We start from the raw sequence: 13792 nt of genomic DNA, 5'->3' as shown, positions 1-13792 counted from the left end.
ACCTGCCGCCAAACATGTTATGTTTGTCAGCAGCATGAAAGCGCTATATTTAGCGCTTTTTTTGCCTTTTACAGGTCGCTAAAAATAGCAGAGATAAATGATGAGTTTATTCATTTTTGTGTGCTTTTTTGTTAACAGATAAATGCGTTCTGCTAAATTATTTATCTAACTTTGGGTTATATCACTTTTTATCACGGTATCTGGGCATAGTTTTATGCGTAACTTTTTGCTTTTATTACTTTTATTAGTCCTACTTGGCCCATTGGGCATTGATTTATACCTGCCGACAATCCCAGATATTGCGAAGGATTTAGGTAGCAGCGAATCGATTATTCAATCGACCATCGCGCTTTTTATTTTAGTATTAGGTTTGGGACAACTGATTTCTGGACCGCTGGTGGACCGATATGGGCGTAAGCCTGTCGCGATAGTTGGCATGGTACTCTATATTATCGGATCGGGTGTTGCTATTGCAGCGACTACACCAACAGTGTTTATCGCTTCGCGTTTGCTACAAGGCGTTGCGGTGTGTTGTACTTCTGTTGTGGCATTTAGTTGCGTGCGCGATCGTATGAACGGTACTGAAGCGGCTCGCGCATTCGGCTTTCTCAATGGCACACTCAATATTGTCCCTGCACTTGCACCACTATTGGGTGGCTTGTTGGCTGAAGCTTGGGGCTGGCGCGCACCGTTTTGGTTCTTAGCATTATATGCGGTTATTATACTGGGGTTAATCGGGCTATTTTTGCCCGAGACACGGCCAACAAACTTACCAAAAGTTAACATTATTCCGTTGAAAACGTATTGCCGAATTTTAGGCAATCGGCAATTTATTATTTTTGCGCTAGTGAATGCAGGTACTATGGGAATGGCGCTAACTTATGTTTCCCTTGCCCCAACAGTGTTGATGGGGGATGCCAAACTGAGCCCACTCGCGTTTTCCATTGTCTTTGGTATTAATGGTTTTTGGATCATGTTTGCCAGTTATATTGCAAACTATTTTATTCATAAAATTGGTCGTCCTGCATGTTTATTAGTGGGAAGTTCAATGATGGCAATTGGCTGTTTGGGATTGGTATTTAGCTTTGTTGTATTGCCAGAAGTGATCCAAAGCCATTGGCTGGTTTATATGTTACCTGTCGCTTGTGCCTGTACTGGGCTGGCTTTTATGATGGGTACTGCAACGAGTTACGCTTTAGAGCCTTTTGGTAATGAAGCAGGAACGGCATCTGCATTGGTGGGATTTGTGCAAATGGCAGGGGGAGCCGCCTTAGGCCTTATCGCTATTACATTACCTATCGCACCTAAGTTATCTCTGGCAATAGTGATGCTGATTGGGTGTATTTTTGGATTAGTGGCGAGAAAAGCTAGCTTAAAATTAGTGGGTTCTCATTAGTTTTTTAAGAGCAGGTACGATAAGCCTGCTCTTACCAAGTCATTTAAACGGTTAGGCCATTAATTGTAGTGGGCAATGTTAGGCTTCTTCTTTCAATATCTACAGAATCTTTAAGTTCTCCGTTAATAAAGATTTTTACTTTAGTCGGGTTTAACTCTCTCTCAATATTAATATGAAATCGATTCATACGTGATTTATTGAAATTAGTTCCATAAAGTTTATATTGCCGTGTTGTCCCATCTTCAAGATCAAATTCAATATAAGAAGAGCATGCATCTAGCCCGTCATTCGCTTTGTAAACCATTCCTGATGATCCATATAAAATATCCTGTATGTGATTTGATTTTTGTTTGCTTGGATCAGTGACTAAAATCTGGTTTTCAGGATCGTAATAACCAAGGACCGTAATGACAGGGACATCTTGTTTTATGGGGGGACGATAAAACCCTACATCCTCTGTTTTATTCCATGTTTTACCATCAGAGACATAGGTAATTGTTTCATTTTGCTTAATTTCTTCTTGTATCCCATTGAGAACAATGTGACTGCTCCATTCTGCAAAAGTTTTAATGGTTATTGTATTACCTTCATTTCGCGGCTCTGCTCTAGGTAAATAGATATTTGGGCTATGATAGCCATTCCCTAGCTGGATTTTTAAACTATCATATTTTTCCAGCATTTTATAAAGGTCACATTGAGAAATATCCTTTCCATTCGTAACAGGGACATTAAATTGCAGAAAGTGAGGTAATGCTAAATGGGTATTTTCCATGCGTTGGGTGGCAGGATCCCATTTTTGATAGCCAGTAGAAGCCTCAGGGGCAAAAGTATAAAGTTTTTCGAGGCGTTTTTGGATTGCTGCTAATGTATTCGGCGTATAAAGGGTATATGCATTATTATCGTTGTCATTTGGACTCCCCCCATTCATCGCATCACGACTCGCCCTTCCAGATCTATCAAAGTTTGGGAGAAACATATTATTATCCGCATCCCAACCCCACGTTGAATTTCTCTCATGAGATCTGCGGTGGATACCCAGTTCGCGACCGCCTCCATAAAAATCGATAAGGTCAAAATTATGACCCAGTTCATGACTAAATTCATTACCGACAGAATCTTCTACAGAAGCAAGGCCACCAACATAGCTTCCTGTTCCACCATGAACAACCAGACCATTTTGATATCGACCAATGGCATTGTAGATAACCATTTGGGGAGTTGGAACGAATGTTGGCCCGTTATCTGGTGAGCTATTAATTCCTGAGGTGGCCATATGGATGCCTTCCCCATATATTTGTCGCGTAATGTTGGCAATTGACCGTTCATGCCAGCCACCATTTTCAGGAATGACATTCTGTAAAATTGTTCCATCACCAAAAACGACACTATCTACATAAGTTGGGTCATAGCGATTAACCTGTAATGTTGAAACGGGAATATTTTGATAAAATTGGCGATTTAATTCAGCCGTATCCATAAAATCGAAGTTATCACGTGGCGGTGTAAAGACACCGATATCAAGGAGATGTAAGGTTAATTTTGTAGGTGCACCAATAGTGATATCAGATAGGGTTCCTGTCTTATCATTATGGATAAACTCAAGCTTCAGATTGGGTTGAATATACTCTTTTGAAATAGATGTAGACCAAGTTTCCTCCATATATTCGAGGTTATTTATCTGTTCAGGGAGAACAACCAACGGATTGCTTCGCCACTTTTTGTCTTGCATAATGAAGTCAAGGTTAATGGGGGCTCCTTTTTTTAACTCTATCTGCTTGTTATCAAAATAAATATTAGTGGGTTTGCTGGCGGTGGTATTAAAGGTAATGTAACAGTAATGATTACCATCTGGGAGTTTTATTGAGTCAACCCAGTTATTATCATCAATATCAACTCTGATCTCCCGTTGGTTATGCGCTAATAAATCCTTCATAAACTGAGTACTATGTTTCATTTTGATTAAGTTTTCTTTTTCATTTATGACTTCATCATATTTAAAGTTTTCATTGAAGTTGCTTATTGATATATCCGTTGATTTATAATCAAGTTTATTAGGGGCACTTTTTTCAGCAGCGCGTTTTTTTAGCTGTTTTGTATCAGATTCAGTTAGCCATCTTCCATTTACATCACAGATAAACTGAACAGTATCTTGCTGTTTCAGTGTATAATTTTTGTTGCTGTATCTAATTGATATATCAGAATTAGTATGGTTTTGTAATACAATGTTTTTCCCTTGATATTTAGGGTCTGAGTTAATGTGAAGGGGTTTAACCCAATCATTTAAAATGATATTGTTAAAGTCAATTTTAATAATATTCTGTTGTTCTACCAGTTTATTAAAATAATTGGGGTTTGTAAGTATTTGAGTTAATTGCTCAGCATTGTCGATTTCAACATCAAAAGATCCTGGATTGTGAAATTGAGTTGCTTCTAAATTTGTTTTATACACATTGCGATAGGATACTTTCGGGAGCATTGATGGTGGTAATAGTTTTTGTGTATGTATTTCATTGCCTTGTGGGTCGATAACTTTCACATAAACATTCTCTTTTGATGAAATAGCGTGTTGCGGTTTAAACATAACTAACGTTTTTCGATGAGGGACTAAAGTTGATTGTCTATCTCCTTCAATTCTATTTATTGCAGGGATAATTGAATTTTGAGCAAAATAGACGACCCCTTTTAAATCGCCGGATGTATCACTGACTTCTTGATGAGTTAAGGGGTTAATAAATTTATTTTGATTAAAAAAATGCGTATTAGCATTATGGGGGGGAGTCAGTAAGCTAAGAGGTATAATATCAATAAATTCTTTTAATTTATTTGGTTTAAATATATTTTCTATATTTAAATCCATTTCTTGTTTTTTTTCATCGATGAGAAAATTGAGATTATCAAAAAGTGAGTTGCTATTTAAAGTTGAATAATAATTTGTAAAATCAACAGGAGTTTTATTGATAACTTGAAATGGAATAGTGGTATATTTACTCATTAAGTCCCTTTTTATTTGTTTGTGGTTGATAATTATTTTAAAGTTAATTTATATAAAGCAAATTAAAATGATAAGCCTTATTTGCTGAAGTTAGTCTGAAACTAAAAATAACTAACCTATTAAAATTAATGGAATTTTTGGTTGTGTAACTTTTTATGATATTATTGATAAGCAGTGTTGAAAATGACTTTAAGAGAATAAGATGGCAAGTCCTTTATTAAAGCAGCCTCGAGTGGCTAAGTGTGATGTATTTTGAGCGCGAATACATCACCATAGAAAGCGTTCTATGGTAATCATAAACAAATTAAATAGGTTTATTACCATGAGTGAGAAACATTGGTCAAAATACCAGTTATTACATGAAGTTGTGCAAAACCCCAATATCCATATTAAAGGCCACCATAGTTATTATAGTGATTGTTGGGATGACGGTTTTGAAAATTCCGTTGTACGTTATTTACAAGGGGACGAGCAAAGTCGTGATTGGCTGCTTTCATGGGATGTTGACCAACTGTATATCGGCGATTATGTTTGTATTGGCAGTGAAGCCGTAATTTTGATGGGGGGAAATCATACTCATCGAATAGACTGGTTCTGCTTGTATCCCTTCCTTGAATATATTGAAGAAGCTTATGTTGGGAAAGGGGATACAGTGATTGGGGATGGAGCATGGATTGGCATGCGGGCTTTTATCATGCCGGGTGTTAAAATTGGTGAGGGTGCGGTGGTAGCGGCGAATAGCATGGTGGTTAAAGATGTTGAGCCTTACTGTATCGTGGGGGGTAACCCAGCAAAGCCAATTAGTTACCGTTTTTCGCCAGATATTATCAGTGAATTATTGGCTCTGAAAATCTATGAGTGGCCAGAACAGAAGTTTAACGCATTAAAACGGCTTATTTGTGGTTCGGATTTTGTGGCATTAAAAAAAGCTAGCCAAGAGTATGATCGACGGCTAATAAGCTAGTTTTATCGAGTTTGGGGTTATTCTGCGGAATAACCCTTTTTACGATTAGGTGGTTAGCTTTCTTCTGTACGAATAAATTCGACCAAAGTGGGAGCGGCTATTCTTTGGTAATCTTCCGTATTTAAAATAATAGAGCGTTCTAATGTACCCGCATTAAAGGCAAGCTCCTCAAAGCGTTTAAATAACAGCGGATCTGCAATTAATTTTAAATTAGGGTGAAAGCTAAATGGGGGAATAGCACCGAAGACACACTGAGTCAGTTCGTCCACTTCTTTTGGACTCGCTAAGGAAGCACGAGTGCCACCTATTGCTAACGCAATCTTGCTTAAATCGGCTTGTTTATCAGCGGGTAAGATGGCTAGGACATGTTGGCGAACCCCATTACCTTTTACATGGCATACTAGCCCCTTAGCACCTTGGCCAAGTTGCGTTCCACGAATTTTTGCTACCTCTTCTGACTTCCCCGCGCTAGCGTGTTCCATCACACGGTATTTGGCACCATTATTATCCAATAATTCGGTTAATTGCCTAAAAATTACGTTTTCTGACACCGTTTTTTCCTTTAAAAACCACATCTATATCAGGGAGATGATAGCAAGATTAGATTGAGATACAACAGAATAAAAATCAGAAAGTGATTATCCCCAAATCTAGCAATTGATTATATTTTATCAAAAAATAAAGAGACCAGTTAATCGAGATACGGTTCTAGGGGCTGTTTATCTTTGATGGTCAATTTTTATTCGAATTAAAGCCATTTTAGGCAAGAGCCTCTCAACGCAGCATCAATGGAAAATTCACTCAGACATACTGATGCAGTATTAGATAGTAAAGCTGCCAGCCTCGCTGGCAGCTCAGACTGCCGCCAAACATAACATGTTTGGCGGCAGGTTGGATAGGTTTTGAAAATAAACAAGGAAAATCAATATGTTGATTTTCGCCTGATAACACAAAGTGGGAAAAAACACGCTTTTCTCCCACTTTGTCAACAACCTAAGCTGCCAGCCTTGCAGGCAGCTTAAGCATTACTGATGGCGCTCTTTTAGCCGTTTGATAATCGCACTTAAATCAAGGTCTTGGTCTTGCAGTAAAACCATTAAATGGTACATCAAATCCGCGGCTTCGTTGGTTAATTCGGCACGATCATTGACGGTAGCGGCGAGTGCGGTTTCGACGCCTTCTTCCCCCACTTTTTGTGCAATACGTTTGGTGCCACTTGCATATAGGCGAGCAGTATAAGAGCTTTCTGGTGAAGCGGTTTTACGCTCTTTTAACAGTGTTTCTAGCTCAAATAAAAAGCCCCAATCGCTTTGTGCCGGGGCAAAACAGCTTTGCGTCCCGTTATGGCAGGTTGGGCCATCGGGTAGGGCGAGCGCTAATAGCGTATCGCTATCGCAATCAGGGTAGATATCGACTAAGTTTAGAAAGTGATTAGAGGTTTCACCTTTTGTCCACAAACGTTGCTTGGTTCTTGAATAAAAGGTCACTTTACGGCTGTCTAAGGTGACTTGTAATGCTTCTGGGTTCATATATCCCAGCATTAGCACATCTCCTGAAACCGCGTGTTGCACGATAACAGGCATCAGATTGTCGACTTTTTGCCATGCCAGTTGGCTGCATTGTTCTGAGGTTAACATACTCTAATTTGAACTCCATTTTCGGCTAGGTATTGTTTTAAGTCACCGATATTAATAATTTGTTTGTGGAAGACGGAAGCGGCTAAGGCACCATCGACACCAGCATCAGCAAAGGCATCAAGAAAATGCACTTTTTCGCCCGCGCCACCAGAGGCAATCAATGGCACTTGGCATATTTCACGTACTTTTCTCAGCTGTACCAGATCATACCCTTGGCGTACACCGTCTTGGTTCATCATATTTAATACGATTTCACCCGCACCGCGTTGTTGGACTTCTTTTACCCAATCAAGGGTTCTCCAGCGTGTTTGCGTCGTGCGTTTTTCATCCCCCGTAAATTGGTACACCTGATACTCATTGGTACTCTCATCGAACCAAGTATCAATGCCCACAACGATACATTGTACGCCAAAGCGGTCGGCTAAACGGGTGATCAAGGTCGGATCAGACAGTGCCGGAGAGTTAATTGAAATTTTATCTGCACCAAAAGATAAAATTTGCGATGCATCTTCCACGCTTTTGATCCCGCCCGCAACGCAAAACGGGATATCAATCACTTCTGCAACTTTAGCGACCCAACTTTTATCAACAACCCGGCCATCAGACGATGCGGTAATATCATAAAAGACCAGCTCGTCAGCGCCTTCTTGTGCGTAGCGCTGTGCTAACGGCACAATGTCGCCGATGATCTCGTGGTTACGAAATTGGACACCTTTAACGACTTGTCCGTCGCGAACGTCCAAACAAGGAATTATGCGTTTTGCCAACATTCGATTGCCTCCGCAACGGTAAATTTACCTTCGAGTAATGCTCTGCCCACGATAACCCCTGCGGCACCTGAAGCAGGAATGGCTGCGATATCATCTAAATTACCAATCCCCCCCGAGGCTTGAAAGGCAATATCAGGGAATTTTTGGCTGATTTCTTGGTATAGATTGACATTAGAACCTGCCAAGGTGCCATCTTTTGAAATATCAGTACAAAGCACATGTTTTAGCCCGTAAGGACGATAGATTTCAATGGCTTGCTCCAAGGTTAAATTGGAATTTTCTTGCCAGCCACTGATAGCAATTTCTTTCACCCCTTGTGCATTAATGCGCACGTCTAATGCCAGAACAATGGCTTCCCCGCCATAGGTTTCAAACCAAGTTTTCACTAATTCAGGTTGGGTGACTGCGGTTGAACCAATCACCACACGAGTTGCCCCAGCTTCAAGTAACGCTTTGACATCATCTTCGGTACGAATACCTCCGCCAACTTGCACTGGTACGCTGACACCTGCCAATAATTTTTTTAATAATGGAATTTGGCGTTTTTGTGGGTCTTTCGCCCCGGTTAAATCCACCAGATGTAGGAGTTTTGCCCCTTCTTTTTCATATTGTTGTAAGCGAGGAAGTGGGTCAGTGCCGTAATCTGTTTGCTTAGCGTAATCCCCCTGATGTAAGCGCACTACGGTGCCATCAATTAAATCTAATGCAGGAATGATCATGGTTTTTACATCTCCAAAAAGTTTTGAATCAAGCGAGCGCCAGCGGCACCTGATCGTTCAGGGTGAAATTGCACGCCGTAAAAGTTATCGCGATTCACTGCACTGCTAAAGGGGTTGCCATATTGGGTTTGCGCAATGGTATTTTCTGAAATTGGCATTGAATAGCTGTGCACAAAATAAAAATAGGCGTCATCACCAATTCCTTTAAATAATGGGTTCCCTGCGAGGGCTTTAACTTGGTTCCAACCACTATGGGGAACCGGTAAGCCATTGGCATCCATTTTGCGTACAGGGCTATCAATCAGACCAAGTAATGGAATTTCTGTTTGGCCTTCTTCACTGATACTACCCAGTAATTGCATACCCAAACAAATCCCTAAAACGGGTTGAGTCAGGGCTTTAATTAAAGGCACTAATTCACGCTCTATCAGCTTTTCCATCGCTGCACTCGCGGTTCCAACCCCCGGTAAAAACACTTTATCCGCTTGTAAAATGGTGTTGGTATCACGGCTAACAACGGGGCGATAACCAAGGCGTTTTACCGCATAGGTTACCGAGGCTAAATTAGCACAACCAGTATCAAGGATAACAACGTTCATCAAAGAACCCCTTTTGAGCTTGGTAATGTATCTCCTTCAACGCGGATGGCTTGGCGCAGGGTGCGACCAAACACTTTAAATAAGCTTTCCGCTTTGTGGTGATCGTTTTTCCCTTTGGTTTTCAGGTGCAAGGTACAACCCATGGCGTAAGATAGTGAGCTAAAGAAGTGCTCAATCATTTCAGTGCTTAAATCTCCTACACGCTGGTATTTAAATTCTGCTTTATATTCAAGGTGAGGACGACCTGAAATATCCAGCGCACAGCGTGCTTGGCATTCATCCATTGGCAGTACAAAACCAAAGCGTGCGATACCTCGTTTATCACCCAGTGCGACTTTCAACGCTTCACCTAAAGCTAGACCCGTGTCTTCAACAGTGTGGTGATCATCGATAAACAGATCTCCTTTGACTTCAATATTTAGACGGAAGCCGCCGTGTGTCGCAATTTGGTCTAGCATGTGGTCGAAGAAGCCCACACCCGTGTTAATTTTGCTGCCACCTTCTTTGTCTAACCAAACTTCCACGAGAATATGGGTTTCTTTGGTGACGCGCTCCACCCGTGCATGACGGTCGCGTTTGGTTAATTGTGCCGTGATGGTTTCCCAATCGAGATCCGTTGCATTGTAGCGTAACCCTTTGATCCCCATATTTTTTGCCAATTGAATATCAGTTTCACGGTCGCCAATCACGTAACTGTTGTCACTGTCGAGCACATTGCTGTCTAAGTAGCGCTCGACTAATTGCAGTTTGGGTTTGCGACAGGCGCAATTATCCTCAGGTTTATGCGGGCAGATCAGCACCTCATCAAATTTTATCCCTTGTGATTCAAAAACTTGCATCATTAAGTTGTGTGGTGGTTCAAAATCCGCAGTCGGGAAGCTATCGGTACCAAGACCGTCTTGGTTAGTGATCATCACTAAACGATAATTGGCTTTTTGCAATGCAAGTAAGCTTGGAATGACCGCCTTTTCAAAGGCGAGTTTGCTTAAGCTATCCACTTGAAAATCAGTGGGGGGCTCGGTAATTAATGTTCCATCACGGTCGATAAATAAAATTTTCTGGCTCATGAGTCATTCCTAATTAGCAAAGTGCTTTAATAGCTTCAATAACACGGACATTTTCAATTTCGGTCCCAATCGTGATACGCAAGCAATTTTCAAGCCCCGGCTGCTTGCTCTGATCACGCAGGATAATGCCTTGATCCCACAGGGCCTTAAATACCTTATTGCCATCGGTAAAGCGCACTAAAATGTAGTTGGTCTCACTGGGATAGACTTTTTCAACAACCGATAAGCTCCGCAATGCTTCAGACAGGGCAATACGATTTTCTGTTACGGTTGCCACACGACTTTTCATGGTGGCGATACCTTGTGTATCCAGAGCTTGTGCAGCAATCATCGCAACCGGTGTTGATAACGGGTAAGGGGCAATAACTTTTAATAAAACCTCAATGATGTCCGAGGATGCTAATGTGAAACCGCAGCGCAATCCTGCTAAAGCAAAAGCTTTGGATAAGGTTCTTAAAATCACCAAATTTGGGTAGTTTGCTAACCAATTTGCGACACTGTATTGTGGACAAAACTCAATATAGGCCTCATCGACAACGACCAGCGCACGGCCTGCGGCCATATCTAAAACTTCCTGCAATGCGTTGTTATCGATAATATTGCCAGTTGGGTTATTTGGGCTGCAAATATAAATTAATTTGGTATTGGTGAAATTTTCACGAATAGCGGCCACATTTAATGACCAATCTGGCAGCGCCATTATTTTTTTCTGTTCGACACCGAAGGTTTCCGCACTGACGCTGTACATGCCGTAAGTGGGGGGACAGAACATCACTGCATCTTTGCCGGGTTCACAAAATGCGCGGATCAGCAGTTCAATGGATTCGTCTGCACCACGACACACTAAGACTTGTTCAGGCTCAATACCCGCGTAGGCTGCATAATTGTTGATCACCGCCGCAGGTTGGCATTCTGGATAGCGGTTTAGGTTGCGTTCACTGAATTGGTAATCAGGGGCGATGGGGTATTCGTTAGCGTTAAGCCAGACGTCTCCATTTCCCCCTAAACGGCGTGCAGACATGTAAGGGGTCATGGTTTTCACATTTTCACGTGCAAGGCTAGCGGCATTAAATTTTTGGCTCATGACTTACTCCTGATTTTGTTTTTTAAGTTCTGCGACACGTAAAGTCACCGCATTTTTGTGGGCAGTCAGTTGTTCCGCCTGCGCTAACGTTTCAATGGTGTTGGCTAAGCCTAATAACCCTTGTTTAGACAGCTTTTGCACGGTCATGCGTTTCATAAAATCCGCAAGACCGAGGCTTGAATATGTTGCTGTATAACCATAGGTGGGTAAAACGTGGTTGGTACCCGATGCATAGTCCCCAGCGGATTCAGGTGACCAATCACCGACAAACACCGACCCAGCACTGGTGATGGCCGCCACTAAATCATCGGCATCACGGGTTTGCAAAATCAAGTGCTCTGGCCCGTAGCGGTTACTGATTTCCACACATTGTGCTATGGAATCAGCAATAATGACGCGACTGGCACTCAGGGCTTCTCTGGCAATATCTGCACGAGATAGCAGGGCAAGCTGTTTTTCTGTTTCCGCTATTACACGTTGGGCAAAATTTTCATTATCAGTTAATAAAATAACTTGGGAATCAGGACCATGCTCTGCTTGGGATAGTAAGTCAGATGCGGTAAACGCGGGATTTGCTTGGCTATCGGCAATCACTAACACTTCAGACGGACCCGCTGGCATATCAATGGCTGCGCCTTCGTGGCTTTGGCTCACTTGGCGTTTCGCTTCCGTTACGTAAGCATTGCCTGGGCCGAAAATTTTATCTACCGCAGGGATGCTTTGCGTTCCGAAAGCCATCGCAGCAATCGCTTGCGCACCGCCAACTTGGAAAATCTCTGTAATGCCACACAGCTTTGCCGCATACAGAATTTCATCCGCAATAGGGGGTGGTGAACACAAAATAATTTTTCGGCAACCGGCGATATTGGCCGGGGTTCCTAACATCATGACTGTCGATAATAACGGTGCTGAGCCACCCGGAATATACAAACCAACCGCATCAATGGGACGAGTGATTTGCTGGCAAACAACACCTGCTTGGGTTTCTACCGTAATTGGTGCGGGGATCTGTGCTTCGTGGAAACGGCGAATATTACGGATCGCGGTTTCCATCGCTATTTTAATCTCATCCCCTAAGCGTGCTTCTGCCTCATTAATGGCGTTTGCCGTAACTTTTACTGAGTCGATTTCGGTTTTATCGAAACGGCGGCTCAAGGCTTGGAGGGCAATATCGCCCTCACGACGGACTTGGTCGATAATGTCACTGACCGCGGTACTAATGCTGCCAGAGGCAGCAATAGCAGGGCGCATCAGTAATGCATTTTGTTGTTTTTCGTTGCAATCTGCCCAGCGAATTGGCTGGTTAAATCCCATTTCCATGACGACTTACTCCATCATTTTTTCGATTGGCAGAACAAGAATTGAACTTGCACCTAATGCTTTTAGTTTTTCCATGGTTTCCCAGAACAAAGTTTCTGAGCTAACCATGTGCATGGCTACGCGGTTATTATCACCTGCTAATGGAAGAATAGTTGGGCGTTCAGCACCTGGCAGTAGGGCAATGATTTCGTCCAGTGTTTCACTTGGCGCGTGTAGCATGATGTATTTGGATTCACGAGCTTGGATAACACCTTGAATACGGGTCATCATACGGTCGATAAGTTGTTGTTTATCGGCAGACATTTCACCATCGCGCTGAATTAAACAGGCTTTAGAACGGTAGATGACCTCCACCTCTTTCAGACCATTGGCTTCTAGGGTCGCGCCAGTAGAAACGAGATCGCAGATGGCATCCGCTAACCCCGCACGTGGTGCCACTTCAACGGAACCATTCAGTAAGCAAGATTTAAATTGAATGCCTTTTTGGTCGAAGTAGCGTTTTAACAAATGAGGATAAGAGGTTGCAACGCGCGCCCCATTTAAACATTCTGCGCCCGTATAGTTAAAATCTAATGGTGCGGCTAAAGATAGACGACACCCGCCGAAATCCAAGCGACGCAATGTTTTGTATTGCGGATCTTCGCCTTGCGCACGACGGTTTAATAACTCTTCTTCAAGAACATTTTCACCGATGATCCCTAAGTCCACGACACCGTCCATAACCAGACCCGGAATATCGTCATCGCGAACGCGAAGTAAATCAATAGGCATATTTTCTGCATAAGCAATCAAGCGTTGTTGTTGTAAATTGATTTTGATCCCGCAGCGAGCCAGTAACTCTCTTGATTCTTCGCTTAAACGACCTGACTTTTGAATTGCAATACGTAAACGTGATTTATCCAACATAACCTTACCCCATATTCCTTTAATAACTTTTTGTTTTAATATAAAAAAACCCTCGGAAGATAATCTTCCGAGGGTTCTCTCATTTGCATTTCAGCCACCGGAAGATTCGTTGATCGTCTTCCAGCACACATCGCCCGAAAGACTAATCAGGATGATGGTGATGATGATGGTTGCGTGAAATACAATTCATAATGTCTTCCGTTCTCTTAATATAACTGAATGACTAAACATTCATTGTGCTAACTAAATACTCATTGGTATTCAACCTATCCGATTTCCCCCTATGAATGCAACCTTTTTTTAAAAAATAACCAATAATAATTAGTTGAGCGAGTTTT

General features: G+C 42.0%; 12 protein-coding genes and 1 other annotated feature. Of the genes, 2 read left to right on the top strand and 10 right to left on the bottom strand.

Features of this window, described 5'->3' with window-relative positions; genetic code table 11:
* The first annotated feature begins 214 nt into the window (after positions 1-214).
* The gene (locus tag AB6N04_RS10590; RefSeq protein WP_369308267.1) at positions 215-1396 is read left to right on the top strand and encodes a multidrug effflux MFS transporter; all 1182 of its coding nucleotides are present in this window, start codon (positions 215-217) and stop codon (positions 1394-1396) included.
* A 43-nt stretch (positions 1397-1439) separates the two neighbouring features.
* Here the strand turns inward: AB6N04_RS10590 and AB6N04_RS10585 are convergent, their stop codons facing one another.
* The gene (locus tag AB6N04_RS10585; RefSeq protein WP_369308266.1) at positions 1440-4388 is read right to left on the bottom strand and encodes a M66 family metalloprotease; all 2949 of its coding nucleotides are present in this window, start codon (positions 4386-4388) and stop codon (positions 1440-1442) included.
* 322 nt (positions 4389-4710) lie between these two features.
* Here AB6N04_RS10585 and AB6N04_RS10580 point away from each other — a divergent pair, with 322 nt between their 5' ends.
* On the top strand, positions 4711-5352 hold the full coding sequence (locus AB6N04_RS10580) for a CatB-related O-acetyltransferase (RefSeq protein WP_369308265.1): 642 nt from the start codon (positions 4711-4713) through the stop codon (positions 5350-5352).
* Between the two features lie 53 nt (positions 5353-5405).
* Here AB6N04_RS10580 and AB6N04_RS10575 read toward each other — a convergent pair whose 3' ends face one another.
* The 9 genes from AB6N04_RS10575 to hisG all read right to left on the bottom strand — a co-directional run bounded on the left by AB6N04_RS10575 (position 5406) and on the right by hisG (position 13454).
* Positions 5406-5927 carry a YbaK/prolyl-tRNA synthetase associated domain-containing protein gene (locus tag AB6N04_RS10575; RefSeq protein ID WP_369308264.1) on the bottom strand — a complete coding sequence of 174 codons (522 nt, stop codon included), beginning with the start codon at positions 5925-5927 and terminating at the stop codon, positions 5406-5408.
* A 450-nt stretch (positions 5928-6377) separates the two neighbouring features.
* On the bottom strand, positions 6378-6989 hold the full coding sequence (gene hisIE / locus AB6N04_RS10570) for a bifunctional phosphoribosyl-AMP cyclohydrolase/phosphoribosyl-ATP diphosphatase HisIE (protein WP_369308263.1): 612 nt from the start codon (positions 6987-6989) through the stop codon (positions 6378-6380).
* Entirely contained in the window at positions 6983-7759 is a 777-nt protein-coding gene (gene hisF, locus AB6N04_RS10565; protein ID WP_369308262.1) for an imidazole glycerol phosphate synthase subunit HisF, read from the bottom strand. Before hisF ends, hisIE begins: the two co-directional genes overlap by 7 nt.
* Positions 7741-8478 carry a 1-(5-phosphoribosyl)-5-[(5-phosphoribosylamino)methylideneamino]imidazole-4-carboxamide isomerase gene (gene hisA, locus AB6N04_RS10560; protein WP_369308261.1) on the bottom strand — a complete coding sequence of 246 codons (738 nt, stop codon included), beginning with the start codon at positions 8476-8478 and terminating at the stop codon, positions 7741-7743. The genes hisF and hisA overlap by 19 nt, the downstream gene beginning before the upstream one ends.
* 5 nt (positions 8479-8483) lie before the next feature.
* Positions 8484-9077 carry an imidazole glycerol phosphate synthase subunit HisH gene (gene hisH / locus AB6N04_RS10555; protein WP_369308260.1) on the bottom strand — a complete coding sequence of 198 codons (594 nt, stop codon included), beginning with the start codon at positions 9075-9077 and terminating at the stop codon, positions 8484-8486.
* The gene (gene hisB, locus AB6N04_RS10550) at positions 9077-10144 is read right to left on the bottom strand and encodes a bifunctional histidinol-phosphatase/imidazoleglycerol-phosphate dehydratase HisB (protein WP_369308259.1); all 1068 of its coding nucleotides are present in this window, start codon (positions 10142-10144) and stop codon (positions 9077-9079) included. The genes hisH and hisB overlap by 1 nt, the downstream gene beginning before the upstream one ends.
* Positions 10145-10157: 13 nt before the next feature.
* Positions 10158-11228, bottom strand: a complete 1071-nt coding sequence (gene hisC, locus AB6N04_RS10545; protein ID WP_369308258.1) for a histidinol-phosphate transaminase — start codon at positions 11226-11228, stop codon at positions 10158-10160.
* A gap of 3 nt (positions 11229-11231) precedes the next feature.
* A complete protein-coding gene (gene hisD, locus AB6N04_RS10540; RefSeq protein ID WP_369308257.1) occupies positions 11232-12548 on the bottom strand; it encodes a histidinol dehydrogenase in 1317 nt (438 codons plus the stop codon).
* A gap of 6 nt (positions 12549-12554) precedes the next feature.
* Positions 12555-13454 carry an ATP phosphoribosyltransferase gene (gene hisG, locus AB6N04_RS10535; protein WP_369308256.1) on the bottom strand — a complete coding sequence of 300 codons (900 nt, stop codon included), beginning with the start codon at positions 13452-13454 and terminating at the stop codon, positions 12555-12557.
* A 40-nt stretch (positions 13455-13494) separates the two neighbouring features.
* Positions 13495-13621 (bottom strand) — a sequence feature (His leader region).
* Positions 13622-13792 lie beyond the last annotated feature (171 nt).

The organism is Providencia rettgeri, assembly GCF_041075285.1.
Classification (GTDB): Bacteria; Pseudomonadota; Gammaproteobacteria; order Enterobacterales; family Enterobacteriaceae; genus Providencia; species Providencia rettgeri_G.
The sequence above is the reverse complement of the archived record's forward strand: the minus strand, read 5'-3'. Positions and strand labels throughout refer to the sequence as shown.

Coding starts and splice junctions, on each gene's coding strand:
- AB6N04_RS10590 (WP_369308267.1), top strand. CDS start 215: ATGCGTAACTTTTTGCTTTTATTACTTTTATTAGTCCTACTTGGCCCA.
- AB6N04_RS10585 (WP_369308266.1), bottom strand. CDS start 4,388: ATGAGTAAATATACCACTATTCCATTTCAAGTTATCAATAAAACTCCT.
- AB6N04_RS10580 (WP_369308265.1), top strand. CDS start 4,711: ATGAGTGAGAAACATTGGTCAAAATACCAGTTATTACATGAAGTTGTG.
- AB6N04_RS10575 (WP_369308264.1), bottom strand. CDS start 5,927: ATGTGGTTTTTAAAGGAAAAAACGGTGTCAGAAAACGTAATTTTTAGG.
- hisIE (WP_369308263.1), bottom strand. CDS start 6,989: ATGTTAACCTCAGAACAATGCAGCCAACTGGCATGGCAAAAAGTCGAC.
- hisF (WP_369308262.1), bottom strand. CDS start 7,759: ATGTTGGCAAAACGCATAATTCCTTGTTTGGACGTTCGCGACGGACAA.
- hisA (WP_369308261.1), bottom strand. CDS start 8,478: ATGATCATTCCTGCATTAGATTTAATTGATGGCACCGTAGTGCGCTTA.
- hisH (WP_369308260.1), bottom strand. CDS start 9,077: ATGAACGTTGTTATCCTTGATACTGGTTGTGCTAATTTAGCCTCGGTA.
- hisB (WP_369308259.1), bottom strand. CDS start 10,144: ATGAGCCAGAAAATTTTATTTATCGACCGTGATGGAACATTAATTACC.
- hisC (WP_369308258.1), bottom strand. CDS start 11,228: ATGAGCCAAAAATTTAATGCCGCTAGCCTTGCACGTGAAAATGTGAAA.
- hisD (WP_369308257.1), bottom strand. CDS start 12,548: ATGGAAATGGGATTTAACCAGCCAATTCGCTGGGCAGATTGCAACGAA.
- hisG (WP_369308256.1), bottom strand. CDS start 13,454: ATGTTGGATAAATCACGTTTACGTATTGCAATTCAAAAGTCAGGTCGT.